This window comes from Sphingomonas sp. Leaf32 (assembly GCF_001421765.1).
Lineage (GTDB): Bacteria > Pseudomonadota > Alphaproteobacteria > Sphingomonadales > Sphingomonadaceae > Sphingomonas.
Map to the genome: position 1 here is coordinate 219,667 of NZ_LMLA01000009.1, position 26,060 is coordinate 245,726.

The window sequence follows — 26,060 nt, forward strand, 5'->3', positions numbered from 1 at the left end:
GGACAATGGCACTGACCCTCGCGCTGCGCCGCCGGGCGGACGGCAGCCCACCGATCCGCACGCGCTGGGCGATCGACTATGGCGCGGCGAGCGTGCCGGCCATCGCCCGGACCTTTGACCTCTTGGTCCTCGAACCGCATCATGCTCGCCCGATCGCGCCGCTGCGCGGTCCGGCCGCGCGGCTGCTCGGCTATGTCAGCTTCGGCGAGGTCGAACGGCAACGGCCCTATTTCGCCGATCTGGATAAGGCCGGCGCGCTCGGTGCGCCCAATCCCAACTGGCCCGACGCGCGGTTCGTCGACCTGCGCCATCCGGCATGGACCAAAGCGATCGTCGAGACGATCGTCCCGCAAATTCTGGCAAAGGGCTATGACGGAATCTTCATCGATACGATGGATAACGCCGAAGCGATGGAACGGCAGAATCCGATCGGCAACAAGGGCATGGTGCAGGCAGGCGCGGCGTTGATCGCGGCGGTCCGCGCCCGGTTCCCCACGATCCGCATCATGCTGAACCGGGGCTATGCCCTGCTCGACACCGTGGCCCCCAGGATCGACCATGTGCTGGGCGAAGCGATGGCGACCCGGTGGAACTTCGCGACAAAGACCTATGAAGCGCTGTCCGACAGCGATTGGCAGTGGCAGGCCGATCGGTTGCGTCGCGCCCGTACGATCCATCCCGCCTTGGCGCTGCATACGCTGGATTACTGGGACCCCGCCGATACGAAGGCGGTCGCCGCGCTGTATGACCGGGAACGCGCCGGCGGTTTTCTGCCCTATGTGTCGACCCTGGCGCTCGATCGACTGTGGCAGGAACCGCGCCGATGAGGGCTTCGCCCGACCGATGGCTGGCGATCGGCGTGCCGGCGCTCGTGGGCGGCGCGACGCTCGCTGCCGCGCTGATGCTCCTGCCGGGGCAGCTCGAGGTACGCCACGCCAAGCGACGCGCGCATTCGCCGCCGCCGACCGCATCGGTGGCCGTACCGCCGCCGACGGTTCCCCTGTCGGTGATCCCGGCCGATCGCCCGCCGACCCTGCCCCAGATCGCCGCCACCATCCGCACCGCAGATGCGGCCGCGCTTGCCGCGCTGACCCAGAAGTTGATCGACGCGGGTGAGCGCGTGACGACGATGCAGGTCGCCTACGACCTTGCCGCCGCCGGGCGCGGCCCCGTCGCCCTCGCCTTTCTTGCCGCGCGGCCCGATGGCGACAGTGCGGAAAGCTGGCCGCTGCGGATGGATTTGCTGGCCAAGGCCGGGCGTCGGGCGGAGGCGACCGCGCTGCTGGCGCGGACCGTCACCACGCCGGGGGCGGTTCCCGCTCCGGCGATCGTCGCGGCGGCCTATGCGCTCGACCGGCCGGACCTGCTGGTGACCGCCGCCGTGCGCGGCGCGATCCCCCGCCCCGATCCGGCGCTGACGCTCGATCTGGTCCGGCGACTGGCCGCCAACGGACGATACGACCTGATCGCCACGCTGGACCGGGTGGGCAGCGACTGGCGGCGGGGCGATCCGTGGACCGCGATCCGCGTCGCGCAGGCGCGTGGCGACGCCGATGGCGCGCTGGCGGCGGCGGCCCTGCTGCCGGCGGGGCAGGTCGACGCGGCGCGCGAAGCGATTCTGGCGCAGGCAGGCGATACGGCGGGATTGCGGCGGCAGCTCCTCGCGCGGGCGGATGGTGCCGGCGCCGACTTGCCGGGCCTCGCCGAGCGGCTGATCGCGCTCGGCGCGCGCGACGACGCCGCCGCGCTGCTGAAGCGCGCGGCGGCGAGCGGCGGGACCGACACCGCGCCCGCCCGCCGGCTGCTCTACCTGCTCGGTCCCCGGCCCGGCGAGGGCGATCTGGCATGGCTGCGACAGCGCGCATCGTCGGGCAGCGCCGACGAACAGCGCCAGTGGCTGACCGCTTATGCCGAACGCGACCGCCCGGCCAATGCGCTGGCGTTTCTCGGCCGTCACCCGCTGGCCGATCGGACCGAGACGCTGCTGACCCAGCTGACGCTCGCCAATGCGGCAGGCGACGGGGCGGCGGGGCGCGGCCTGCTCGCACGGCTGCTCGACGGGCGGGCGCTGTCGGTTGAGCAACTGCGCGCCGTCAGCGCGGCGACCCCGCGTCGCGTCGATCCGGCACAGGCCGCCGCCCTCGCGCGCGCGCGGATCGCGGCGGGCATTGCTGGCCCACGCGACCGGATGGACCTCGCGTGGAGCGCGTGGAATGGCGGCGATGCGGCCCGGACCATCGCGGTGCTGCGCGAACATCTGGACGATGCGCCCGGCGACGTGGCCGCGCTGCGGCTGATGGCCGATGCGCAGGCGAAGGCGCATGGTGCCACGGCGGCACGGCCATGGCTCGAACGGGCGCTGGCAGCGACGCCCGAGAGCGGACGGAACCGTGCCGAACTGCTCGATCGCCTCGGCCGTACCCGCGAGGCGGTGGCGATGGTCGAACGGCTGCGCGCGGCCGATCCCGGCGACCGGGCGCTCGCCAACCTCTACACCCGCCTGTTGATCGCGCGCGGCGAACCCGGTCGCGCGCGGATGGTCCCGGCACCATGATCGTCCTCGCCCTCCTGGCCGCCGCAGCCGCGCCGACGCTGCGCGTTCCGCCCGCACTGCTTCAGGATACGCAGGTCGCGGGCGGTGGTGCCCAGCTGGTCTGGCTGCCGGGCACGACGGTCATGGCCGAAGAGCAGGAACGCGAACTCGTCGTCCGCTTCGACCGGCCGATCGACGACGCGACGATCGACGCCTTCCGCCGGGCCGGCGGCGCGGCGATCGGCGATTTGCGGTGGAACGACGCCAGCCTCGTCCTGCGCCCGGCCATCGGCTGGGACATGGCGTGGACGCAGGACGGGCAAGTGATCGCGGTCGATTTCGCGGCCCATGGCGACGACATCGTCGTCGATGCGCCCACCCGGCCCGTCGACCTCGACAGCCGGCTGCTCGCGATCGAGGCGGATGTCGCGGCGGGCTATCCGGACCAGGGACGCCGCGCGGCCGAGGCGCTGGCACGGTCGCAGCCCGACGACCCGCGCGTCGGGCGCATCCTGGCCGATGCGCGGGGCGCCGATGGGGATGTGCGCGGCGCGGCGGCCGCCTATCGCCGGATCGGCGCGACCGATCCTGTCGCGCGCCGGGCGCTGGCCTTCGCTCCCGGCACGGCCAGCATCGGGACGACGCTGCGCAGCGGTGGCGACCTGTCGCAAATCGAAACCGCGGCACGGGTCGATGCCGCGCTGGGCGACCGGCTGACGCTGGGCGGCGGGGTGCGGGCGGTGGCGAGCCGGGTCGATACGGGCACGGAAACGCAGCGTCATACCGATCCCATCGTCGATCTGACGGCGACCGTGCGGATCAGCGATGCCACGCGGATGCAGGCGGTGCTGGCCGGCGCGCTGGACAGCGGCGTGACCGGCGGCGGAATACGGTTGGTCGCCGGATCGGCGGAGGCACAATGGCGTGCCGGGCTGTTGCTGCACCAGCCCGATTATTCGACCGTCGAACAGGCGATCGGCGGCGGATACCTGTCGCGCATCACCGCCGGCGGCAGCTATCGCATCGCGCCGGGCCTCGTCGGCCAGATCGACATCGGCGGCAATCGCTACGGCCTTGCCGGGCTGGACGGGGCCAGCGACACGCTGACGCTGGCCGGCGGACTCGACTATATCGTCCGGCGCGGCGGGCTGGCGTTCGGCCTGACGTACCGGCTGGAGGGCGAATATGTCCAGCGGCTGGGCCGGGCGGCGAACGGGCGCGTGGTCGTCGATCTGGTGGATCGCGAAAACCATACGCTGCAGGGATTGGTCAGCGGATCGATGGGCGAAGCGCAGTTGACCGGGCTGGCGGGCTGGACGGTCGACCGTTTCGGCGGTAACGGCCCCAGCGCCAGCCTCGGGCTCAACCTTCCGGTTGCGACGGCGTGGCGGATCGAAGCCAGCGGCGGGATCAGCTCGATCGCGCGGCCGGGGTTTCCGGGGCAACAGATTTACGCACGCGCGCTACTCAGCCGCGGCCTAGGGAGTGCACGATGACCGGTGGGGTCCCACGCATCGCGCGGATCGCGGCCGAAATGGCGGTCGGGTTCGGGGCGCTGATCCTGATCGACCGGCTTGTTGGCACGGGTGATGCCTTTGCCGACATCCAGCCCAATCCGTTGTGGCTGCCGGTCCTGGTCATGGCGCTGGCCTATGGCACGCTGCCCGCGCTGGCGGCGGCGGGGATCGCATCGGGCCTGTGGCTGCTCCATGCCGTTCCGGGCGGCGGCGAGCGCGACTATCTCGATCACCTGCTTCACCTGTCGCTGCCGCCGCTCCTGTGGTTCGTCGCGGCGGTTACGGTCGGCGAGGTGACGATCCTGCGCGTTGGGCGGTATCGCCTGCTCGACCGGCGCGCCGGGATCGCGCAGCGCAACGTCGCGCGCCTGACCGAAGCGTTCCACCAGCTGGCGCACACCAACCGTGCGCTGCAGGTCGAGGTGGCGACCGATGCCCGTACCCTGGGCCATGTCGTGGCGACCGCCACCCGCCTGACCGCGATCGATCCGACCGAGCGTCGGGCGGCGCTGGCGGCGCTGATCGCCATGGCCGCCCGCAGCGAGGATTTCACCTGCTACCGCTTCGCCGGTTCGGAAGCCCGCGCGTGGCTGCGCGGTGCGACCGCGACGGCCCGCCCCGACATCCTGCCCGACGCGCTCGCCATGCTGTCGCGGCGGCGAAGCGAACCGATCCATGTCGGCCGGCGTGGCGATCGCGTCGTATTGGACGGGATCGGCGTCATCGCCATTCCGCTGGCCGAGCGTGACGGCGGATCGGTCGTCGGTTGCCTGGTGATCCATGGCCTCCCCTTCGCCTCACTCAACGCCAATGCCCTGGCAGAAATGGCCGAAATCGGTGGTTGGCTGGCCCCGTTGATCGCCGTGCGGGAACATGCCGCGGCAACCATGGTGACGCCCCCGGGCCGGGCCGCATGAAGCCGGCGCTACCGATCGCGGCGGCAATCGATGTCGCGGTCGTCGGTATTGCCCTCGGCAACGGCGAGGCGGTGCTGCTGCTGGTCCATGTTGTGCTGGTCGCGCTGGGCTATGCGCTGTGGCTGCGGCAGGGTCGCGCCATCGGATTCGCCGCTGCGATGGCGGGCATCTTCGGCCCGGCTGCACTGCTGCTGGTCGGCGGGATCGTCGCCCGCCTGCCGCGCGCGACCCGCCCACCGCTGCCGCTACCCGATCGCGTGATCCGCGCGCGGCCTGCACGAAAGGGTGCCAGCCTCGCCGTGGCGCGAATGCTCGACGGGCGGATACTCCACGCCGAACCGGACACGCTCCATTCGCTGGTGACGGTCATGCGCCACGGCGATGTCGCCGATCGTCGACGCGCGTTGGAAACGGTCGTCCGATCGTTCCAGCCCTCGCTCTCGCCGCTGATCGCGCTGGCATTGACCGACAGCGACCAAACGATCCGGGCGCTGGCCGCCGCCGCGTCGGCGCGGGTGGTGCAGAACCTGTCCGACGGTCGCACCACGCTGGAGGAGAAGGGCGCGGATGGCGAAGCGCGCGCGACGCTGATCGCGCTGCTCGCCGACCATGCGCGGGCCAATCTCCTGCTGTCCGATTCGCAGCGGGCGCATCTGCGCGAGGACGCACTGGCACTGCTGGACGACGACACGTCCGACGCGGTGCGGATCGAAGCGCTGTGGGCCGCTGGCGATTATGCCGCGATCGACGCGCTGCTCGCGGCGCACGGGACACCGGTCGATGGCGGCCGGATGGCGCAGGCGACGGCGTGGTGGCGGGACAACGCGGCGGCATGAGCGCGCCGGACGATGCCGACATCTGCCTGATCGTCGAAGGGGCCTATCCCTATGTCGTCGGCGGCGTGTCGGGATGGTTGCAGGACCTGATCGCAAGCCTGCCCGACATCCGCTTCGCGATCGTCGCGATCAAGCCGTCGGCCGGCCCCCTGCCCTTTCGGCTCACACCCCCGCCCAACGTCGTCAAGGTGGTCGAGATCGCGCTGGCCCCCGAAACCGCAATGCCGCGCGGGTTGCCGCGCGGACGCGCCACCGCGATAGCCGACGCGCTGATCGAATTCGTCGGGGTCGGCGGCGGTGAGGCGCTGGCAAGGCTCATCGACCTGCTCGACGAAGGCTCCCAGCGACCGACGCCGGGCGACATTCTGGCCCATCCGGCATGTTTTGCCCGGCTGAACCGGCATTATCAGGCGCTGCTGCCCAAGGCGTCGTTCCACCATTATTTCTGGGCGATGCGGGTGCTGCTCGGCGGGTTGCTCGCGGTGCTGACGGCCCCCCTGCCCCGCGCGCGGGCATATCACACGATCTCGACCGGGTTCGCCGGGCTGCTGGCGGCGCGCGCGGCGAAGGAAACCGGGCGACCGGCATTCATCACCGAACATGGCATCTATCTGCTCGAACGCCAGATCGAGGTGATGATGGCCGAATGGATCGGCGATCAGGTCGACACCGGGCTGGACATGGATCGCAGCGTCCGCGACCTGCGCGACCTGTGGGTGCGCGCCTTCACCAGCTATGCCACCGCCTGTTACGACGCCTGCGACCCGATCGTGGCGCTTTATGGCGAAAACAACGCGGTGCAACGCCGACTGGGCGCGGCGGTGGACCGGGTGCAGGTGATCCCGAACGGTATCGACGCGCGGCGCTTCGCGCATCTGGCCGACGCGCGCGACCCGGCGCACCCGCTGGTCGCGCTGCTCGGCCGGGTGGTGCCGATCAAGGACATCAAGACCTTCATCCGCGCTTGCGCCATCGCCCATGCGCAAAAGCCGCATCTGCGCTTCGTCGTGCTGGGGCCGGAGGACGAGGACCCCGAATATGCCGCCGAATGCACGCGGCTGGTCGCCGACCTGCAACTGGGCGAGGTGCTGACCTTTGCCGGGCGGGTGAAGATCGAGGACTGGATGAACCGCATCGACCTACTGGTACTGACCAGCCTGTCGGAGGCGCAGCCGCTGGTCATCCTCGAAGGGGGAGCGTGTGGCATCCCGGTCGTCGCCCCCGATGTCGGCAGCTGCCGCGAGATGATCGAGGGGCGCGGACCGCATGATCCGGGGCATGGCGGGATCGTGACCCCGCTGGTCAATCCGCAGGCGACGGCGGCGGGCATCTGTGCGATCGCCGGCGAACCCGCCGTCCGCCGCGACATGGGGGAGGCGATGCGTCGCCGGGTGCTGCGCGATTACGACCACCCGACCATTATCGGCGCGTATCGCGATCTCTACGCCGAACTCGCGGCGCGGTAGCACCCATCCATCGCGCCGCCGCCGGAGGTGTTATCCGGTAACCGCCGTATCGTTCAGCTCCGCAATGACCGGGTTGGGCAGCAGCGGCAGCTTGTCGCCGAGGCTGCCCTGCGGCGGCGGGGTCGTGGCCGGGCGCAGGACCGGGGTGGTCGCGACCGGCAGCGGCGGTTGCGGGGTAAAGGCGCTACGGGGCATTTGCGCCCGATCGATCGCCGCCAGCACTGGATCGATCGGCCCGATCAGGGTATTCCTGGCCGCGCGCGCGGGCACGGTGGGATCGTAGGTCGGCAGCCCCTGTGCCAGCAGCGCCGCCTGCAACCGGCCCAGCGTCGCGAGCAACCGCGCCTGCGCGGCGTAGGCGGAATAGGTCGCGTTGGTCAGCACGAGTTGCGCGTTCAGCAACCGCTGCTCCGAATCCAGCACCTCGAAATTCGAACGAAACCCTTCGGCGAAACCGCGCTGCACGCCCGTCAACGCCTCCTGCGCCGATTGCGTCGCGATCCGGCCGGCCGCCGCCGCGCTGGCCGCTGCCAGCGACTGATTCCACGCATCCTGCGTCTGGGCCAGCGCCTGACGCCGGGTGCTCTCGACCTCGAATCCCAGCCTTTCGCGGTCGGCCTGTGCCGCGCGGATCCTCGACCCGATCACCCCGCCGGCGATCAGCGGCATGGTGAGCGTTACTCCGCCGCTCGCCTGCGCGCCCAGGTCGCGGGTCTGGAAACTGCCCGCCGTGCGATAGCCATAGCCACCCGACAGCGCGACCACGGGCGCGCGTTCGGCCCGTTCGGCAGAGATTCGCGCATCGCCTGCCCGCGCCGACAGCAATGCTTCGCCGATCGCCGGGCTTTCGCGCTGGGCGATGGCGAAGGCGGCGTCCAGCGACAGCGGCACCCCGTTCAGCACCGGCGGTTCGGCGAGCGTCCCCGGCATCCGCCCGACGACCGTGGCAAAGCGGGCGCGGCTGACCTGCAGATTGGCCTGGCTCTGCGCCAGTTGCGCGCGGATGATCTCCGCCTGCGCGCGGGCCTGGGCGATGTCGGTGCGGGTCAGGTCACCGCCGCGTTCGCGGGCGATCGCCTGCGCGACCTGCCGGTCATAGCTGTCCAGCGAGCGACTCTGGATCGCGACCAGATCGCTGTCGCGCCGGACGGCGACATAGGAATCGACGACTTCCAGCAGGATCGCATTCTCGACCAGTCGCAACCGCTCGCGCGCGGCCAGCACCCGCGCCTCGGCAATGGACACCTGCGCGGCGGTGCGCCCGCCGTTCAACAGGATCTGCTGCGCGCTCAGCGTCGCCGCCATCGTGCGGCTGCGGTTGGTAACGAAATCGTCGAACAGGTTGCGCTGATCGGCCGAGCGATATTGCAGTTCCATATTCAGCCCGATGGTCGGGCGATACGGCGCGCCTGCCTGCAAGATCGTCTCGTCCAGGCTGCGCAATTCGGCGCGTTGCGCGTCCAGCGTCGGGTTGCTGCGATAGGCATCGGCGATGGCCTCGACCAGAACATCCTGCGCCTGGGCCTGTGCCGTGGGGGCGAGGAACATCGCCGCCGCCAGCGGCATCGCGCGAAGATCAGCGTTCATGGAGCGACCTCGAAAAGGCTTCGGTCAGCGGATCGAGCAGATATTGCAGCGCGGTGCGTGCGCGCAGCTTGACGGTCGCCTGCACCGGCACGCCCGGGCGAATGCCGGTATCACGCCCACGCACCGCCTCGATCCGGGCGATCTGGCTGCGGGGCACGGTGATCTCCGCGCTGAAATAGCTGCGCCCGCTCGCCTCGTCGCGCAGGGCATCGGCGGATACGGTGGCGACGGTGCCCAGCAGGATCGGCAGGTCGCGTTCGTGCAGCGACAGGAACTTCAACTCCGCCTCGCGCCCCGGCACCACCCCGTCGATGTCGGTCGGCAGGAAAGTCGCACGGATGACCAGCGGCGCGGCATCGGGCACGATGTCGAGGATGGGCTGCCCCGCCTGGATAACGCCACCGACCGAGAATACTCGCAATCCTACCACCCGCCCGCCGACCGGCGCGCGGATTTCGGTACGCGCCAGTTGTTCGCGCGCCGCCGCCCATTTGGGCAGCGCCTCGTTCAGCTGGAACTGGGTATCGCGCAGCAGCGCCGCCGAATCCTCGACATAGCGCCGGCGGGACTGCACCTGTTCGGCGCGCGCCTGTCCGATCTGTTCGCGCGCGGCGGCCACGCGGGACGCATAGTCGCCATCGGCCCCGTCGAGCTGCTGGATCGACCGTTCGATCGCCCGCACCGTGTTGCGCGAGACATAGCCCTGGTCGGCCAGCTGCCGCGTGCTTTCCAGCTGCTGCTGGAGCGACTGGCGCTGGCGTTCGGTCGCGCGCGCCTGTGCGGCGAACCCGCCCGACTGTTGCGCGACGCCCGCTGCCTGCTGCTGCAACACCGCGCCATTGGCGGCGAGCGCGGAGGCACGGGCGGCGGCCTGCGCGATCTGAAGCGACTTGGCGCGCTCGACCAGTCGTCGGTCGTCGCCGGTCGCACGGTCGAAGTCGGCGGGCCAGCGGATGGCCCCGCCGCGTACATCCGCCTCGAGCCGCGCCCGTTGCGCCTGAAGATCGATGACGCTGGCGGCCAGCGCCCGTTCGGTCGCGGCGACCTCTGCGCCCTCGAGCCGGAACAGCAGCTGCCCGGCGGCGACATGCTGTCCGTCGCGCACGTTCATCGCCCGAACGATCCCGCCGTCGCGGTGCTGGACGGTCTGCCGGTTGCCGGCAACGACGACCTGTCCCTCCCCCGCCGCCGCCGCGTCCAGCCGGGCAAACGCCGCCCAGCCCAGCCCGACGACGAAGAACAGGATCGAGACGATCACGCCGATCCGAACGGCATGTCGGGGCGAATCGTCGAGCGCGAGGTCCTGCGCGATCCGGGCACGGACCGCATCCTGACGACGATCGGCCGGAATGATCGTGCCGTCCATCAGCCGGCTCCCCCGGCGGTCATCGGGGGTGGTACGACACCCTGTGCCGGGGCGGGGCCGCGGATCACGCGGTCGCGATCGTCGAACAACTGGATTCGTCCGTTCTTAAGCAGCAATATCTTGTCGACCGCCTGCAACAGCCCGGTCCGGTGGGTCGACACCACGACGGTCGCCCGGCGCGCGCGCAACGATTCGATCGTCTGCACCAGTCGCGCCTCACCTTCGCTGTCCAGATGGGCATTGGGTTCGTCGAGGAACAGGATCGCCGGGTCGCCATATAGCGCGCGGGCCAGCGCCACCGCCTGCCCCTGTCCTGCCGACAGCCCGGCCCCGTCCGCCATCGTCAGCATCGTGCCATATCCCGACGGCAATCCCAGGATCAGGGGATGCGCGCCCGCGTGCATCGCCGCTGCGACCACGCGGTCGTCGATCTCGGGGCCATCGCCCGCCAGCACCGCCTGAAACCGGGAGATATTGGCATGTACCGTCGTCGGAAACAGCGAAGGCGACTGCGGCATATAGCCCAGATGCCGGCCGAGCTGTTCGCGATTCCAGTCCGGCAGACTGGCCCCGTCGATCCGCACGTCGCCGCTGTCGGGCGACAAGGCGCCGGCCAGCGCGCGCAACAGCGTCGACTTGCCCGCCCCGCTGGGTCCCACCAGCGCGACGACCTGTCCCGGCTCGATCGTAAAGCTGATGTCGGACAGGATCTCGCGGTCGCTGTCGGGTGCGCTGACGGTCAGCGCGCGCACCTCGATCCGTCCCTCGGGCACCGGCAGCTTCGTCGCGGTCGTGCCCGGTTCGGGCAATGCGCAAAAGGCGGTGAGGTTGCCCCATGCCTGTCGCGCGCTCGCCAGCGGCTTCAGCGCACCCAGTATCTGTTCGACCGGTTGCAGCGCGCGGCCGAGCAGCAGCGAGGCGGCAAAGATCGCGCCGCCCGAAATCTCCTGCCGGATCGCGAGCAGCGCCCCCAGCGCCAGCGCCAGCGATTGCAGCAACAGGCGCAGGAACTTGGTGATGCCGAGGAAGCGCGATTGCGTCGCGGCGATCCCGGCCTGCCGCCGGACCAGATCGGCGCGTTCCAGCAGGTGACGCGTGACCAGCGCGTTACGCATTCCCAGGACGCGTGCGACCTCCGCCATCCGGATCGAAAAATCCTGTTCGCGGTTGGCAAGCGTCGCGCGGGCATTGGCATCGCGCATCGCCGTGGCGGTCGTCCGGTCCCCGGCCCAGGCGAGGGCGGCGAGCAGCAACGAACTGCATAGCGCGAGCACGCCGATCCAGGGATGCAGCAGGAACGAGATCAGGATGTAGATCGGGGCCCACGGCGCATCGAACAGCGCGATCATGATCGGCCCGGCCATCGTTCCGCGCAACGTATCGAAATCGCGCAGCGCCTGCAGTTGCGCGCCGGTGCTGCCGACGTCGCTGCCCATGATGCGCATCAGAATGCCGGGGGCCGCACACCGTTCCAGTCGCATCGACGCGCGCAGCAACAGCCGCATCCGCACCGCATCCAGCACCGCGAACACCACCAGCGATATGCCGAGAATCAGCGTCAGCAGCAGCAGCGTCGCCTCGCCCCGCGTTGGCACCACCCGGTCATAGACCTGCAGCATGAAGATCGACGGGACGAGGTAGAGGATATTCACCAGTCCGGAAAACAGCCCCGCCGCCCATAGATGGCGACGGCAACGCCGCAGCGTGTCGGACAGCAGATTGCCGGAGGCGGACGGCGAAACGGTAAGCGGCATGGGCGGCGTTATGGCGGTGAAAGGTTAAAAGCTGACTTGCGTGGCAAGCATCGGTGCCGGACGAACTGCTCGTCGCCGACGTCGAGGCTTCATTCTGTCCGTCCCGTCAAGGGCCGTCTTCTCGTTCCAGTACTTGAAGAGGCGGGGTCACGTCAGCGCCTTCCACCTGCTCGACAAGGGTGGAGAACCGCTTACAGACGCCGGGAAGGCGATCGAGGCAATTCTCGATCGGCACCGGTCCGGCGATTGGCGGTCAATGCTGCGGCGGGACAGCTTCAGTCTCACAGGATAGGCGGCAGTGGACAGGCAGGAGCTTTCGTTCCTGGTCCAGATCGGATCGACATTCGGCCGCTCCCGGTGTCGTTCCTGATCGCCGCCTCCGGCCCCTTCGTCACCCCGGACTTGTTCCGGGGTCCACGGCGCGGCGAGCGGTGCAGCCAGCGCTTCTCGGGACAGCGTGAGCGGCGAAGTGGACCCCAAAACAAGTCCGGGGTGACGAAGAGATTATACGTCGCTCAGCGATAACCCTTGGATTTGCTGAATGTCGACCGGTCCTAGGGAACCAAGACCCCAGCGCTCAGAAGATGAAGAGCAGGACATCTTGCACCGGGTCCTGCCGACGACGGGAGCGACAGTATGCAAACGCCGGCATCGATCCAATCCATCTGCATCGGAGCGGCAGAGTCCCCGTACCTATCCCTCGACATCGCACGCGAAGCGGAAACTATTGTCGAGCGCCTCGGCCAGCACCAGCGTGTGAAGCCCTGCCGCGCGTGAGGCGGCACACAGCCGGTCGCGCGCGCCGCCGCTGTTGTTGCGATAGTCGGCCTTGTATTCGGCGACGAATACCGACTTGGCAGCGGAAACGAACGGCTTGAGCTTTCCGCATTCGTCGAATTCATGACATTGTTCGTTGACCGCGAAGTCGAACACGCCCTCCAGCGCCGCGACCTGATCCAGATCGTTCTTCAACCCGATCGCAAGCCCGCGTGCATGGGCCTCACGCGCGAGGAAGCGGTTATAGTCGAGTTGTTGTGCAGCGGTGATGCCAAGGCCGTTGCGGTTCGCATAGCCATCGACATTATCGGGTTCGACGGCATCGCACCCCTTGGACCGGGCAAGGTCGAGCCGATCCTGCATCACGGCACGCACCGTAGCCGATGTGACGGATAGCCAGCGTTCGCCGACCCAACCGTCCAGCGCCGATCCCCGGTCGGACGCGACGAACTTGCCGTCGTCGCTGCGCCAGTTTTCGGACGACCCGGCCGAGAAATAACAGATCACCCGCCGCTTCGACAGGTGCAGCTGCGCGATGGTGGCGGCCGGCGTATCGAACAGGTCGATGTCATAGGCGTCGACAGCATAACGGGTATCGACGGTACCACTGAGCTGCCACTGCCACGTCGTCGTCGCGACGGGACGCCACCAGTTGCCGGTGGATGGCGTGGTTGGGGATGCGGTCGCAGTAGGCACCGGAACGGGCGAAGCCGTCGGGGGCGTCGTCACGATGCCGTCGCCGTCATCCCCCCCGCCGCCGCCACATCCCGACATAGCCAGCGCGACCACCATGCCCAGCACAGTCCGCCATCCGGTTCCCGATCGCATCGTTCATCCCCTGAAGTCGCGACGCCGCTACGGTACGGGTTGCAGTATCGCAATCGATTCGGGCGTCATCGCGCGCATGTTGCGCATGATTTCCCGGAGGATCAGCGGATCGAGCGCGATCGGTTCGAACTGGCGCGGTGGAAACCTCAGCTCAGCTTCCTCGAGCATTGCCTTGAGTTTACGCCAGGTAGTGCCACGATCTCCCAGGACACATGCTTTCAATAGGGTCGACCAATAGGGTCGACGCCCGACCATGGAACGCGGCCAACACCGCGCCCGGTTCCGCGCCTGTAGCCGGTCGAGAGTCCAGAGCGACAGGCGAACGCCGATAGGGCATTCGGACTGGAGTTAGCCAGTTCGACCGATCGCTTAGCTGTGACTTGGCTGGGGCGGCAGGATTCGAACCTACGAATGCCGGTACCAAAAACCGGTGCCTTACCGCTTGGCGACGCCCCAGCAGCCGCGACGTGCGCGGTGGAGGGACGCACTAGGGGGATATGCCGGGATTCGCAATGGGGTTTGCACGGGCGGCGCGTGGGAAACCTGACGCCCTTGGGTCGTTGGGGGGAGGCATTGTCCAGAAGGAAAAATCCATGTCGACCAAGAGCCCAGCCGAAATCCGCGACGCCATGTGGAAGGCGATGGCGGCCAGCCCCTATGTGATGCTGGGCCTGACCGGTAAGCAGCAGCATAGCGAACCGATGTACGCCGTGTTGGACGAGGACGCGCACAGCGAGTTCTGGTTCTACACGAAGCGCGACAACCGCGCCGCATCCGGTGGTGCGGCAATGGTGCAGTTCGTCGCCAAGGGGCACGACCTGTTCGCGTGCATCAGCGGCAACCTGACCGAGGAAACCGATCCGGCGGTCATCGACAAATATTGGTCGAAGCCGGTCGAGGCATGGTACGAACAGGGACGGCAGGACCCGTCGCTGCTGATGCTGCGCTTCGACCTCGACAGTGCCGAGGTGTGGGAAACCGACCAGTCGCTGCTCGGCAAGCTCAAGATGTTCACCGGCCAGACCATCAAGAGCAGCGACGAAGCCGGCAGCCACGCCGTCGTCGACGTCTGAATGCGAAAAGGGCGGGGGTTCGCGCCCCCGCCCTTTCCTCAATGCCCCGTGGCGATCGGGCGATCAGCCATTGTGGGTAGCGATCCACTGCTCCAGCACCGGCGCGATGCGGGTGCGCCATTTCGACCCGTTGAATATACCGTAATGGCCAACTTCTGGAGCCATGTGATATTGCTTCATGGCATCGGGCAACGCGGTTGCCAGCGTCAGCGCGGCGCGGGTCTGGCCCAGGCCCGAAATGTCGTCCCGCTCGCCTTCGATCGCCAGGACCGCCGTATCGGTGATCGCGCCCGGATCGACCGCACGCCCGCGATGCTTCATCGTGCCTTCGGGCAGGGCATGGGTCTGGAACACGATGTCGATCGTCTGGAGATAGAATTCGGCGGTCATGTCGCACACCGCGCGATATTCCTCGTAGAAGCGCTGGGTCGTGCCCGCCCCCTCGCCATCGCCCTGCACGAGATGCTTGAACATCTCATAGTGCGAGATCATGTGGCTGCCGAGATTCATGCTCATGAAGCCGGCAAGCTGCAGGAAGCCCGGATAGACGCGGCGGCCGGCACCCGGATAGGTCATCGGGACGGTCGCGATGACATTCTGTTCAAACCATGCGTGCGGGCGTTCAGTCGCCAGCGTGTTGACCGCCGTCGGCGCCTGACGCGTGTCGATCGGCCCGCCCATCATGGTCAGCGTGCGCGGACGATTGGGATGCTTGTCCGCCCCCATCAGCGCGGTCGCGGCATAGACCGGGACTGACGGCTGGCACACCGCCAGCACATGCGCCCGGGCATCGCCCGTCTCGCCGATCTTTTCGAGGAAGGCGACGACGTAATCGATATAATCGTCGAGGTCGAAACGGCCATCGGCCACCGGCACCAGCTTCGCATCGCGCCAGTCGGTGATGTAGACGTCGGCACCGGGCAGCATCCGTTCCACGGTACCGCGCAGCAGTGTCGCATAATGACCGCTCATCGGCGCGACGATCAGCAGCTTGGGGCCGCCCTCCACCCCTTCGCGGACGAAGCGCTTGAGCTGTCCGAACGGACGGCGCAGCACGACTTCCTCGCGCACCGCCACCGGCTTGCCGTCGATCATGGTGCTGGTGAGGCCGAAGGCCGGCTTGCCGCGCGGGGCGGCGGCATGGGCAAAGACCTGCAGCGCCGATCCCAGCACCGGGCCGCCACCGAAATAGGCGAACGGGTTGCTGGGGTTCTGCAACAGCCCCGCACCGAAATTGGCCATCGCGCTGGCCCCGGCCAGCAGCGAGCGTTGCCATTCATAAGCGTCGTACAACATGGGCATCCCCGAACCTTCTCTGACGGGAACTACCCGTACCAGTGAAAATATAGCGATTCGTTGCCATCGGCAACGCTTCGAACGTCGTACGCCGAACCTGTCCCTGCGCTGAAAGCACAGACCTGTCCCGCGCGCCGGCGGCACGGGGGCGGACACCATTCCAGCGTCCTTCGATACGTTCAAGCAACGAACAGGGTCGGAGGTTCCCTTTGCGATGGGCGGTCGCAGGCGCTAGGCAGCGCGTCATGGCCGACACGCCCCCTGCCCCCGATCGCGCAAAGATGCTGCCGGCGCTCCGGCTCGTCTGGCGTTTCACCTTCCGCTACAAGCTGCAATTGATCGGCGCGCTGGTGTCGCTCATCACCGCGGCGGTCGCGACGCTGTGGATTCCGCGCACCTTTCAGAAGGTCGTCGACAACGGCTTTGCCGAAGGGGCGAGCGTCGACGGGATCGCGGTCTATTTCGAAGGACTGCTGGGCGTCGTCGTCGTGCTGGCGATCGCGACGGCCGGGCGGTTCTATTTCGTGTCGTGGCTGGGCGAACGCACCGTCGCCGACCTGCGCATGGCGGTGCATCGCAACCTGCTGACGCTGTCGCCCGGCTGGTTCGAGGAGAACCGCCCGTCCGAAATCGCGTCGCGCCTGACCGCCGATACCGCGATCGTCGAGGGGATCGTCAGCACCACCGTATCGGTCGCGCTGCGCAACCTGCTGGTCGGGGTCGGCGGGGTAATCTACCTGTTCAGCCTGCAACCGAAGCTGACGCTCTATCTGATCGTCGGCATTCCGGTGATCGTGTTCCCGATCATGTGGCTGGGCGGACGGGTGCGCAAATTGTCGCGGTCGAGCCAGGACCGGATCGCCGACATCGGATCGGTCGCGTCGGAAACGTTGGGTGCGATGAAGATCGTGCAGGCATTCGGGCAGGAACGCCGCGAAGGCGACCGGTTCGAGGCCGCCGTCGATCGCGGCTTCGCCACCGCCAAGAAACGGTTCGCGACGCGGGCGATCATGACCGCGTTCGTCATCGGCATGTTGTTCGCCGCGATCACGCTCATCATGTGGGACGCGGTGAGCGACGTGGCGGCGGGGCGGACGACCGGCGGCGCGATCACCGCCTTCGTCCTGACCGCCGCGCTGGTCACCGGATCGTTCGGCGCGCTGACCGAAGTCTATGGCGACCTGCTGCGCGCATCGGGGGCCGCCGCCCGGCTGGCCGACCTGTTGGCGGAACGCCCGGTCATCGCCGCGCCTGCGAACCCGGTCGCGCTGCCCGAACCGGCGCGCGGTGCGGTGGCGTTCGACGGGGTGACCTTCCATTACCCCACCCGCCCCGAAATCGCCGCGCTGTCCGATTTCACGCTGGACGTGACGCCGGGCGAGACGGTGGCGGTGGTGGGGCCATCGGGTGCCGGCAAGTCGACGTTGTTCCAGCTGATCCAGCGCTTCTACGACCCCGCAGCCGGCCGTGTCGCGGTCGACGGGGTCGATATTCGCGACGCCGATCCGGGCGCGGTCCGCGCGCGCATCGCGATGGTGCCGCAGGAAACGGTGATCTTCGCTGCGTCGGCCCGCGACAATCTGCGCTATGGCCGCTGGGACGCGAGCGACGCGCAGCTATGGGCGGCGGCGGACGCCGCCAATGCCAGCAGCTTCCTGCGCGAATTGCCGCAGGGACTGGACACCTATCTAGGCGAAGGCGGCGCGCGGCTGTCCGGTGGACAGCGGCAGCGGGTGGCGATCGCGCGCGCGCTGCTGCGCGATGCGCCGATCCTGCTGCTGGACGAAGCGACCTCGGCGCTGGATGCGGAGAGCGAGCGGCTGGTGCAGGACGCACTCGACCGGCTGATGGCGAACCGCACGACCCTGGTCATCGCGCATCGGCTGGCCACGGTGCGCGCGGCGTCGCGGATCATCGTGATGGAGCAGGGGCGGATCGTCGAGAGCGGGCGCCATGCGGAATTGATCGCGCAGGGCGGGCTGTATGCGCGGCTGGCGAATTTGCAGTTTCACGAGGGCGGTTGAGGGCGACCAACCGAGTCCCGCCGATTATCGGGTGGCAACAGTCGAGAAGAAGCGGGACCCCGGATCAAGTCCGGGGTGACGGTGGATTTTAGGCGGCGCGCCGCCCTTGCCCGTTCGGTTCGAGCAGCTTCGAGCTTGTCGAGAAGGGTCTGTCGAGAACTTGGTCGTTTGGGGCAACCCTTCTCGACTTCGGTTCTCGACAGGCTCGAAGCAAACGGGGTGGACTGGAGGAGCCCCCCCCTCACGCCACCGCCGACACCAGTTCGCTCGCCCGCCCTTGCAATTGCCGGCTGAGCGTCGACAGCCCGTCGACCAGCCGCGCGAGCATTCCCGCCCGGTCGCCGATGCCGTCCGCCGCCGTGGCGATCGCCCCGACGCGGGCGTCGATGTCGGCACCGGCGCCGCGTGCTTCTTCGACCCGTTCGGCGATGGCCTGCGTCGTATCGCGTTCGGCGGCGACCGCCGTGCCGATGGTCGTCGTGATCTGCCCGATCGCGGCGATGGCGCTCTGCACCGCGCGCTGTCCCTGGCCGACATCGCCCAGCAGCGCGTGAACCGCGTCGACCCGGCGGGCGATGTCCCCCGCCGCCGTTTCGGTCTGGCGCGCCAGCGACTTCACCTCGCCGGCCACGACCGCGAAGCCGCTGCCCGCCGGTCCCGCCCGCGCCGCCTCGATCCCGGCGTTCAGCGCCAGCAGGTTGGTCTGCCTGGCAAGACCCCGGATCAGCGCCAGCATCGCCTCGATCGTCGTCGCGACTTCGGAAAGCGACTGGACCTGCGTACCGGTCCGCTCCACCGCCGCGCTCGCCTGTTCGCGCAGGCGCAGCGCTTCGCCCGCGTCACGGGTGATGCGTTCGATCGACAGCGCCAGCGCACGGCCGCGCTGCTCGAGGTCGACCATGCCGACCGCCGTCTGGTGCGCGGCGGCGGCGACCGATGCGGCGCTGCCATGGGTGGCGTTGGCCCGCTGGTCCAGTTCCGCCGCGACCCCGCCGATCGCTGCGCAGGCGGTGCCGATGTCGGCCGCCAGCGCCTTGATCCCCGCTTCGAATGCGTTGGCGGCGGTGTGGACGCGCTGCGACCGGGCCTGGGCCAGCGCCGACGCGTCGCCGTGCCACCGGCTGGCCATGCGCAACAGTTGCACCGGATCGAGCAGCGCGAAGAACACGCCGTGCTGCACCAGCACCACGCCATTGTCGCCATGCATCGCCAGCAGATCGGGCAACGGCGTTTCATGATCGGTGACGGTGGCCGGGCGGATGAGCTGCGCCATGCCGTCGCCGAAGCTGGGATTGCGCAACAGGGCGTGGCCGAAAGGGTTGAACAACAGGTCGCGTACATCGACCTCCCGCAGCACGCCGACCGGTTGTCGCCGGTCGTCCAGTACCGCCAGCAGACGCAGGTCATGATGCCGCCGGAACCGGTCGACGACCTGCGTCAGCGTCGCATCCTGCCGGATCGTCAGGTGATCGGCCATCACGGCGGGGTCGAGGCGAGGGTAGTGAGCCATCGGGCGCGAGAGTTAGGGCCGGAGGGTAAACCAGCGACTAACCGGGCGTGACAGGGCGATGACAGTGTTCATTTTGTTGGCGCAACGACCTTCGTCCCGTCGCTTTCCACCGGCTGCCACGCCAGCGCCAATGTCCCGGTCGTCGCTCCGGCGACTGCCCGGCCACCCCGCATGCCGATCCCGTCGATCAGCGCGCCGCGCTGCGCCGCCGTCCCGCCGCCGACCACGACTCCCCGGTCAAGCCGCGCCGACAACCATGCCACATCATCCAGCGCGCGGGCGTCGGCGACCCCGTCGCGATAGGCGATCTGCGGCGGTGCGTCGCCCGCGACGGGCGGCACGACATCGACCTGCCAGCCGGGTGCCGCCGCCCGCGCGCGCGCCTCGATCGTACGATAGCCGCGCGGGGGCAGGCCCGGCAGTTCCGCCGCAACCGCGCGCACGCTGCGGCTGGCATCGTCGACCTGCATCGTATCGACCGCCGCGCCGGTAACCAGCGTCACCTGTGCCATGATCCGTTCGCGCACCGGGCCGAAGGTCGCGCCGGGGCGTTCGTTGACCTTCGCGATCTGCTGCGCCTCGGTCGCCTGCTGGTCCATCGAACTGCGGATCTGGTCGACATGCAGGTCCAGCCGCCGCCCCAGCCTTTTCCCCAGCTGCGCGGCAAGGACGCTGTCCGCCTGACGGTCCAGCTTCGGTGTCAGCACCACCGCGCGGACCCGCACGGCGCTGCGATCATAAGTGATCTCGAGCTGGCTGAGCCGCGCCTCGTCGGGAAAGCGCGACAGGATCGCGCTGCGCACCTGTCGCTGCGCCACCGATTCGAACGCGATCTGGCGCAGCGCCGCGCCCAGCGGCACCGCCAGCGCCAGCATCGCGCCGACGAACAGCACGATCTGGAACGTCGTGTTGCGCGGGGTCAGGTGCCGGCCGAAGCCATAGATACGCGCCATCGCCGCCGCCGTCAGCGCGATGGTGATGAGATTGGTGAAGAACAGCAGCAGCGCTCCGCCGGCTACGGTCGCGTTATGCGTGGCGATACCGAAGCCGACCACGCACAAGGGCGGCATCAGCGCGATGGCGATGGCGACGCCGACGACGGTCGCCCCCCGCCCCCGGATCAGCGCATAGCCGCCGGCGATCGCCGACAGGAATGCGACCAGCAGGTCGAACAGGGTCGGGCGGGTCCGCCCGGCAATCTCGGTCGTGATCGTCTGGATCGGCGACAGCGCCACCAGCACTGCCGACAGCCCGACCGCCAGCCCCGCCCCGATCGCCAGCGCGATCAGCGACTTGCGAATATCGGCCACGTCGAGCACCGCGATACCGAAGCCGAGGCCAATGATCGGCATCATCAGCGGAGAGATCAGCATCGCGCCGATCAGCACGGCGACCGACGGCATCAGCAGCCCCAGCAGTGACAGCGCCATCGACAGCACGATCATCAGGCCATAGCGCGGCGACCAGCCGGACTCCTCGGCGACCTGACGCAACACCGCGTCGTGATCGACCGATCCGATGACGTTGATCCGCCACCAGCGACGGAACCGTCCGCGGCGGTGGCGTGGGCCTGCGTCCCGGAGCGCGACGTTCATCGCTTGCGACCGTTGTGGCGGATGTTCGCCGGACGACCGCGTCGTTTCAGCACCCGCTGCGGCGGCCCCTTGCGCCGGTCGCTGCCCGCCGATCCCTTGCCATCGGGCAGTTCGAACCGCAGCGCGCCCGATACCGGGTTCGCTTCTGCCAGCCGCAGTTGCAGGCGTTGCCCCGCCGCAAAAGTCTCCCCGCTCTGGTCACCGATCAGCGATTGCGAGCTTTCGTCGAAGCGGAAATATTCGGTGCCCAGGTCGCGCGCGGGGACGAGGCCGTCGCCGCCCACCCCGTCGACCGTCGCGAAGAAGCCGAAGCTGGCGACGCCGGTGATCCGTGCGTCCATCACCGTGCCGACATGCTCGGCCAGATAGGCGGCGACATAGCGGTCCACGGTTTCGCGCTCCGCCTCCATCGCGCGCCGTTCGAGGCCGCTGATCGCTTCCCCCACCCGCTCCATGTTCGCCGCATCGTCGGCGGGCAGCGCGCCTTCGCCCAGACCATAGCTGCCGACGAGTGAGCGGTGGACGATCAGGTCGGCATAGCGGCGGATCGGCGAGGTGAAGTGGGCGTAGCTGCCCAGCCCCAGCCCGAAATGGCCGTGATTCTGCGGACCGTAGAATGCCTGCGTCTGGGTACGGAGGATCTGCTCCATCACCTGCGGCCGGAAATCCGCCTCGCCGATGCGTTCCAGCACATGGTTGAAGGTCGCCGGGCGGATCACCTGCCCCAGCGCGAACGGCACGTCGAAGGTTTCGAGATAGTCTTTCAGCGCCACCAGCTTTTCGCGCGTCGGCGGTTCGTGGACGCGGTACATGACCGGGGCCTTCTTCGCCTCCAGCGCCTTGGCCGCCGCGACGTTGGCGGCGATCATGTAATCCTCGATCAGCCGCATCGAATCCAGCCGTTCTCGCGGGGCGACCGACAGGATGCGGCCCTTGTCGTCCAGCACGATCCGCCGTTCGGGCAGGTCGAGGTCGAGCGGCTCGCGCTTTGCCCGCGCCTTCGCCAGCGCCGCCCAGCACGACCAGAGCGGTTTCAGCGCCCCGTCGATCAGTTCGGCCGACACCGGCGCGTCCGCCACGCCATCGATCGCCGCCTGCGCATGTTCATAGGCGATGTTCGCCGCCACGCGGATCACGGCGCGGGTGAAGCGCCATTTCTTCAGCGTCCCGTCCCTGGCGATGGTCAGGTGACAGACCAGGGCGGCCCGGTCCTGCCCGGCTTTCAGCGAGCAGACGTCCGCCGACAGGATTTCGGGCAGCATCGGCACCACCCGATCGGGGAAATAGACGCTGTTGCCGCGCGAACGCGCCGATTTGTCGAGTTCGGAGCCGGGGCGGACATAGAAGGACACGTCGGCGATGGCGACGATCGCCTGCCAGCCGCCGGCGTTGTCCTCGCTGTCATCCGCTGTCGCCCAGACCGCATCGTCATGGTCGCGCGCGTCGATCGGGTCGATCGCGACGATCGGCAGGTGGCGCAGGTCCTCGCGACCCCCGACCGGATAGGCGGCGACCTTGCGCGCTTCGGCCAGCACTTCTTCCGAAAATACATCGGGAATGCCGTGCTTGTGGATCGCGATCAGCGAGAAGCTGCGCGCCTCGAACGGATCGCCCAGCCGTTCGACGACCCGCGCGGTGATGCGCGGCGGGCGGCCGGCCATCTCGGCCAGCACCAGATCGCCGGGCGCGGCGCCGCCGGCATCGGACACCGGCACCTCGCGGCGTTCCTTCTTGTCGACGCCCTGCAACCATAATTTGTCGCCCTCGGCGCGCAACACGCCCAGCACCGCTTCGGCGGCGCGGTCGAGCTTCTTCATCGGATAGGCGGCCCAGCCCGCTCCGGCCTCCTCGGTCCGCGCAAGGATGCGGTCGCCAATGCCCAGCGCGCTGCGCCGGCCACGTTCGCGCACCCGGACGCGCGGTGGCGGCGTATCCGCCTCCCAGCGTTCGGGCACCGCCCAGACATTGCCGCCATCATCGACATCGGCCACGCGCAGCACCGTCACCTTGGGCAGGCCGCCCATCTTGTGAAAGGCGCGGCCGGGGGCGCTGTCGATCAGCCCCTCATCGGCCATGTCCTTCAGCAGCGCCTTCAGCGAAATCTTCTGCTGGGCCGACAAGGCGAAGGCGCGGGCGATCTCGCGCTTGCCTGCCGGAGTCTCCGACGTCTGGATAAAATCGAGGATCTGCTCGCGGGTGGGCAGGCCGGGCGGCGTTTTGGTGCGTACCATCGGCCATGACATAGAGTGCCCCGCCCGTCAGACCAATGGCGTATCGTCGACGGACCCGATCGGCGGCCGGCCCGTTGGAACGATCGATCCCTTTCGAACGGAGACGACCATGGGCATTTTCGAACGCATCAAGACGCAGATCTTCGGCAAGGACGGCGGCCCGTTCGGCGACAATTATTTCGGGCAGAAGAAGGACGCCACCGCGCCACAACCGACGCCCGCACCGGCCCCGGCGCAGCAGGCTCCCGCGCCTGCGCCTGCCGCCCCTGCACCCGCTGCGCCTGCTGCGCCCGCCCAGCCGCAGCCGGTCGACCCGATGACCGCGATCGAGCGCATCGCTGAGCAAAAGGGCAATCCGCCGCTCAACTGGCGGACGTCGATCGTCGACCTGATGAAGCTGCTCGACCTCGATTCCAGCCTCGACAATCGCAGGGAACTGGCGACCGAGCTGGGCTATACCGGTGCGAACGACGGCAGCGCGGAGATGAACATCTGGCTCCACCGCGCGGTGTTGCAGGAACTGGGCAAGGCCGGCGGGCAGGTGCCGGGCAATTTGAAGGATTGAGGGGAAGCCCCGTTACGCCCCAACCACATCCCGGCGCACCCGTACCCCGGCCTTCGCCGGGGTACGGGTAACAAAGTAGATGACCGTGCCGATCGCTTAACCTTCGTCATCCCGGGTTCAACCAGGAGTCCTGCTATCTTTCCAGCGGTCGAGAAGAAGCGGGACCCCGGATCAAGTCCGGGGTGACGGCAGGGATGATGCGTGGGTTAGTAGGCCCGTCCGACCAGCACCCGCTCCACCGCCGGTTCCCCGGTAAACACGCACGGGCCGTCATCGCACCCGGCCTGCCCCAGCGGCGCGTTGCGGATCGTGAGCTTCAGTGCCTTCAACCGCTGCACCACGGCTTCCAGCGCCGCGCCGGTCGGTTTCGACCAGCGGACATCGACCCAGCCGGGGTTCTTCACGCCGGACGCGAAATGCGTCTCGACGCCGGCCCAGTCGTCGACCGGCACGATCTGCGCCCGCAGCCGCTCGGTCGACTGCGCGAGCAGCGTCGCCTGGACATCCGCCAGCACATCGCCGACCTGCCCCACGAAATCGTCCTTAGCGACCACCGCGCTGTCGAGCTTGCCATCGGCACGATACAGCCGGTCGCGCCGCACGACCGAAACGTTGCCGCCGGCCATGTCGCGCCCACCGACCTCGATGATGACCGGCGCGCCCTTCTTGACCCAGCCCCAGCGCTTGTTGGCCGCCTTGGCGGGCTTCAGGTCGAGCAGCGCGCGGACCGGTTCGCCCAGCGCGCTCTGCTTCGCCAGCGCCGCCTGCAACTCGCGGCAATAGGCGATCAGCGGTTCGTCCTCGGGCGCATCGCGCAGCATCGGCACGATCACCACCTGCCACGGCGCGATCGCGGGCGGCACGCGCAGCCCGTCATCGTCGCCATGGACCATGATGACGCCGCCGATCATCCGCGTCGACACGCCCCAGCTGGTCGTGTTGGCGTGTTCGAACTGCCCCTCGGCATTCTGGAACCGGATATTCTGCGCATGCGCGAAATTGGTGCCGAGGAAGTGCGAGGTGCCCGCCTGCAACGCCTTGCCGTCCTGCATCATCGCTTCGATGCTGTAGGTCGCGACCGCGCCGGGGAAGCGTTCATTCTCCGGCTTCTCGCCCGCGATCACGTGCAGGCCGAGACAGGTCTCGGCGAACTCGCGATAGACTTCGAGCATCTTGAGCGTCTCGTCCCGCGCCTCTTGCGCGGTGGCATGGGCGGTATGCCCTTCCTGCCACAGGAATTCGGCGGTGCGCAGGAACATGCGGGTGCGCATTTCCCAGCGGACGACATTCGCCCACTGGTTGATGAGCACCGGCAGGTCGCGCCACGACTGGACCCAGCGCGAAAAGGCGGTGCCGATCACCGTCTCGCTGGTCGGGCGCACGACCAGCGGCTCCTCCAGCTTCGCTTCGGGATCGGGGATCAGCCCGCCCTTGCCGTCCGCCACCAGCCGGTGGTGGGTGACGACCGCCATCTCCTTGGCGAAGCCGTCGACATGCTCGGCCTCCTTCTCGAAATAGGAGAGCGGGATGAAGAGCGGGAAATAGCAATTCTCATGCCCCGTCGCCTTGATCCGGTCGTCGAGCAGCCGCTGAATGCGTTCCCAGATGCCATAGCCCCATGGCCGGATGACCATGCACCCGCGCACCCCGGATTCCTCGGCCAGATCGGCTTCGGTGATGACGGCTTGATACCAGGCGGCGAAATCCTGTTCGCGCGTGACGTTGAGAGCGTGCTTCATGGCCAGCGCGATAGCGGGAAACGGGGCGGTTCGCCAAGCGGGGATCGGCAGGTCAGTCGCGGAGCAGCGTCACGGCAAAGAATATCATCCACGGGACGACGGCGAAGGCCATCCAGAACAGGATTGTCGCGCGGGGACGCAACCGCGGCGGACCCGCCCGACGCCTGATCCGATCGCGGGGAATGAGTTCTCCATCCGCCAGATGGTGAATGTTCTTGTGTTTCATGCGGCTTTCACGACCATTCAATCTATCCTGTTGAGATATCGATATTTTCCTTGCCGCTCTACCTACAGGCGCGTTCGACGAAATCCGCAACGGTCGCAACGTTCGATCGTGGACGGCGGGTGTCCGCCGCCCTGCAACACCAACATGGTTAGCGATGTCTGACAGTTCTTCCCCACCTGGGCCGCGCAATCTTTGCAGTGTCGCGCACGGGGTGGCGTCG

General features: G+C 68.5%; 18 protein-coding genes and 1 tRNA gene. 9 read left to right on the forward strand and 10 right to left on the reverse strand.

All coding sequences use genetic code 11. The features are described 5' to 3' along the window. Positions 1–5: 5 nt before the first annotated feature. The 6 genes from ASE83_RS13140 to pelF are packed head-to-tail and all read left to right on the forward strand — an operon-like array spanning position 6 to position 7,269. Entirely contained in the window at positions 6–827 is an 822-nt protein-coding gene (locus ASE83_RS13140) for an endo alpha-1,4 polygalactosaminidase (RefSeq protein WP_235513247.1), read from the forward strand. Next, entirely contained in the window at positions 824–2,554 is a 1,731-nt protein-coding gene (locus tag ASE83_RS13145) for a hypothetical protein (protein WP_055790788.1), read from the forward strand. Before ASE83_RS13140 ends, ASE83_RS13145 begins: the two co-directional genes overlap by 4 nt. Continuing rightward, on the forward strand, positions 2,551–4,029 hold the full coding sequence (locus tag ASE83_RS13150) for a hypothetical protein (RefSeq protein ID WP_055790791.1): 1,479 nt from the start codon (positions 2,551–2,553) through the stop codon (positions 4,027–4,029). Before ASE83_RS13145 ends, ASE83_RS13150 begins: the two co-directional genes overlap by 4 nt. Beyond that, complete coding sequence (locus tag ASE83_RS13155; protein WP_055790794.1) at positions 4,026–4,967, forward strand: hypothetical protein; 942 nt, start codon at positions 4,026–4,028, stop codon at positions 4,965–4,967. Before ASE83_RS13150 ends, ASE83_RS13155 begins: the two co-directional genes overlap by 4 nt. Further along, complete coding sequence (locus ASE83_RS13160; RefSeq protein WP_055790796.1) at positions 4,964–5,803, forward strand: hypothetical protein; 840 nt, start codon at positions 4,964–4,966, stop codon at positions 5,801–5,803. Before ASE83_RS13155 ends, ASE83_RS13160 begins: the two co-directional genes overlap by 4 nt. Next, entirely contained in the window at positions 5,800–7,269 is a 1,470-nt protein-coding gene (gene pelF, locus ASE83_RS13165; RefSeq protein ID WP_055791232.1) for a GT4 family glycosyltransferase PelF, read from the forward strand. Before ASE83_RS13160 ends, pelF begins: the two co-directional genes overlap by 4 nt. 30 nt (positions 7,270–7,299) lie before the next feature. Here the strand turns inward: pelF and ASE83_RS13170 are convergent, their stop codons facing one another. The 5 genes from ASE83_RS13170 to ASE83_RS13190 form a co-directional block, all read right to left on the reverse strand. Continuing rightward, a complete protein-coding gene (locus ASE83_RS13170) occupies positions 7,300–8,856 on the reverse strand; it encodes a TolC family outer membrane protein (RefSeq protein ID WP_055790799.1) in 1,557 nt (518 codons plus the stop codon). Continuing rightward, on the reverse strand, positions 8,846–10,222 hold the full coding sequence (locus tag ASE83_RS13175; protein WP_055790802.1) for an HlyD family type I secretion periplasmic adaptor subunit: 1,377 nt from the start codon (positions 10,220–10,222) through the stop codon (positions 8,846–8,848). The genes ASE83_RS13170 and ASE83_RS13175 overlap by 11 nt, the downstream gene beginning before the upstream one ends. Next, complete coding sequence (locus tag ASE83_RS13180; protein ID WP_055790805.1) at positions 10,222–11,976, reverse strand: type I secretion system permease/ATPase; 1,755 nt, start codon at positions 11,974–11,976, stop codon at positions 10,222–10,224. The genes ASE83_RS13175 and ASE83_RS13180 overlap by 1 nt, the downstream gene beginning before the upstream one ends. 693 nt (positions 11,977–12,669) lie before the next feature. Beyond that, the gene (locus ASE83_RS13185) at positions 12,670–13,581 is read right to left on the reverse strand and encodes an endo alpha-1,4 polygalactosaminidase (protein ID WP_055790808.1); all 912 of its coding nucleotides are present in this window, start codon (positions 13,579–13,581) and stop codon (positions 12,670–12,672) included. A gap of 381 nt (positions 13,582–13,962) precedes the next feature. Continuing rightward, a tRNA-Gln gene (locus tag ASE83_RS13190) sits at positions 13,963–14,037 on the reverse strand. Positions 14,038–14,174: 137 nt separating this feature from the next. On the opposite strand from ASE83_RS13190, the gene ASE83_RS13195 reads away from it, so the two are divergent. Beyond that, on the forward strand, positions 14,175–14,654 hold the full coding sequence (locus ASE83_RS13195; RefSeq protein ID WP_055790811.1) for a pyridoxamine 5'-phosphate oxidase family protein: 480 nt from the start codon (positions 14,175–14,177) through the stop codon (positions 14,652–14,654). Between the two features lie 63 nt (positions 14,655–14,717). On the opposite strand, the gene ASE83_RS13200 is transcribed toward ASE83_RS13195, so the two are convergent. Beyond that, entirely contained in the window at positions 14,718–15,950 is a 1,233-nt protein-coding gene (locus tag ASE83_RS13200; RefSeq protein WP_055790815.1) for a polyhydroxyalkanoate depolymerase, read from the reverse strand. A gap of 245 nt (positions 15,951–16,195) precedes the next feature. Between ASE83_RS13200 and ASE83_RS13205 the strand changes: the two genes are divergently transcribed. Next, a complete protein-coding gene (locus ASE83_RS13205; RefSeq protein ID WP_055790819.1) occupies positions 16,196–17,974 on the forward strand; it encodes an ABC transporter transmembrane domain-containing protein in 1,779 nt (592 codons plus the stop codon). A gap of 241 nt (positions 17,975–18,215) precedes the next feature. Here ASE83_RS13205 and ASE83_RS13210 read toward each other — a convergent pair whose 3' ends face one another. The 3 genes from ASE83_RS13210 to ASE83_RS13220 all read right to left on the reverse strand — a co-directional run bounded on the left by ASE83_RS13210 (position 18,216) and on the right by ASE83_RS13220 (position 23,310). Then, entirely contained in the window at positions 18,216–19,484 is a 1,269-nt protein-coding gene (locus ASE83_RS13210; protein WP_156353109.1) for a methyl-accepting chemotaxis protein, read from the reverse strand. 68 nt (positions 19,485–19,552) lie between these two features. Further along, positions 19,553–21,079, reverse strand: a complete 1,527-nt coding sequence (locus ASE83_RS13215; RefSeq protein ID WP_055790826.1) for a DUF389 domain-containing protein — start codon at positions 21,077–21,079, stop codon at positions 19,553–19,555. Further along, entirely contained in the window at positions 21,076–23,310 is a 2,235-nt protein-coding gene (locus tag ASE83_RS13220; RefSeq protein ID WP_055790829.1) for a ribonuclease R family protein, read from the reverse strand. The genes ASE83_RS13215 and ASE83_RS13220 overlap by 4 nt, the downstream gene beginning before the upstream one ends. 109 nt (positions 23,311–23,419) lie before the next feature. Here ASE83_RS13220 and ASE83_RS13225 point away from each other — a divergent pair, with 109 nt between their 5' ends. Continuing rightward, entirely contained in the window at positions 23,420–23,875 is a 456-nt protein-coding gene (locus ASE83_RS13225; RefSeq protein ID WP_055790831.1) for a DUF3597 domain-containing protein, read from the forward strand. Positions 23,876–24,081: 206 nt separating this feature from the next. Here the strand turns inward: ASE83_RS13225 and ASE83_RS13230 are convergent, their stop codons facing one another. Further along, positions 24,082–25,614 carry an aminoacyl--tRNA ligase-related protein gene (locus ASE83_RS13230; RefSeq protein ID WP_055790834.1) on the reverse strand — a complete coding sequence of 511 codons (1,533 nt, stop codon included), beginning with the start codon at positions 25,612–25,614 and terminating at the stop codon, positions 24,082–24,084. Positions 25,615–26,060 lie beyond the last annotated feature (446 nt).

Coding starts and splice junctions, on each gene's coding strand:
- ASE83_RS13170 (WP_055790799.1), bottom strand. CDS start 8,856: ATGAACGCTGATCTTCGCGCGATGCCGCTGGCGGCGGCGATGTTCCTC.
- ASE83_RS13195 (WP_055790811.1), top strand. CDS start 14,175: ATGTCGACCAAGAGCCCAGCCGAAATCCGCGACGCCATGTGGAAGGCG.
- ASE83_RS13160 (WP_055790796.1), top strand. CDS start 4,964: ATGAAGCCGGCGCTACCGATCGCGGCGGCAATCGATGTCGCGGTCGTC.
- ASE83_RS13210 (WP_156353109.1), bottom strand. CDS start 19,484: ATGGCTCACTACCCTCGCCTCGACCCCGCCGTGATGGCCGATCACCTG.
- ASE83_RS13200 (WP_055790815.1), bottom strand. CDS start 15,950: ATGTTGTACGACGCTTATGAATGGCAACGCTCGCTGCTGGCCGGGGCC.
- ASE83_RS13180 (WP_055790805.1), bottom strand. CDS start 11,976: ATGCCGCTTACCGTTTCGCCGTCCGCCTCCGGCAATCTGCTGTCCGAC.
- ASE83_RS13145 (WP_055790788.1), top strand. CDS start 824: ATGAGGGCTTCGCCCGACCGATGGCTGGCGATCGGCGTGCCGGCGCTC.
- ASE83_RS13140 (WP_235513247.1), top strand. CDS start 6: ATGGCACTGACCCTCGCGCTGCGCCGCCGGGCGGACGGCAGCCCACCG.
- ASE83_RS13225 (WP_055790831.1), top strand. CDS start 23,420: ATGGGCATTTTCGAACGCATCAAGACGCAGATCTTCGGCAAGGACGGC.
- ASE83_RS13205 (WP_055790819.1), top strand. CDS start 16,196: ATGGCCGACACGCCCCCTGCCCCCGATCGCGCAAAGATGCTGCCGGCG.
- ASE83_RS13220 (WP_055790829.1), bottom strand. CDS start 23,310: ATGGTACGCACCAAAACGCCGCCCGGCCTGCCCACCCGCGAGCAGATC.
- ASE83_RS13215 (WP_055790826.1), bottom strand. CDS start 21,079: ATGAACGTCGCGCTCCGGGACGCAGGCCCACGCCACCGCCGCGGACGG.
- ASE83_RS13185 (WP_055790808.1), bottom strand. CDS start 13,581: ATGCGATCGGGAACCGGATGGCGGACTGTGCTGGGCATGGTGGTCGCG.
- ASE83_RS13230 (WP_055790834.1), bottom strand. CDS start 25,614: ATGAAGCACGCTCTCAACGTCACGCGCGAACAGGATTTCGCCGCCTGG.
- pelF (WP_055791232.1), top strand. CDS start 5,800: ATGAGCGCGCCGGACGATGCCGACATCTGCCTGATCGTCGAAGGGGCC.
- ASE83_RS13150 (WP_055790791.1), top strand. CDS start 2,551: ATGATCGTCCTCGCCCTCCTGGCCGCCGCAGCCGCGCCGACGCTGCGC.
- ASE83_RS13175 (WP_055790802.1), bottom strand. CDS start 10,222: ATGGACGGCACGATCATTCCGGCCGATCGTCGTCAGGATGCGGTCCGT.
- ASE83_RS13155 (WP_055790794.1), top strand. CDS start 4,026: ATGACCGGTGGGGTCCCACGCATCGCGCGGATCGCGGCCGAAATGGCG.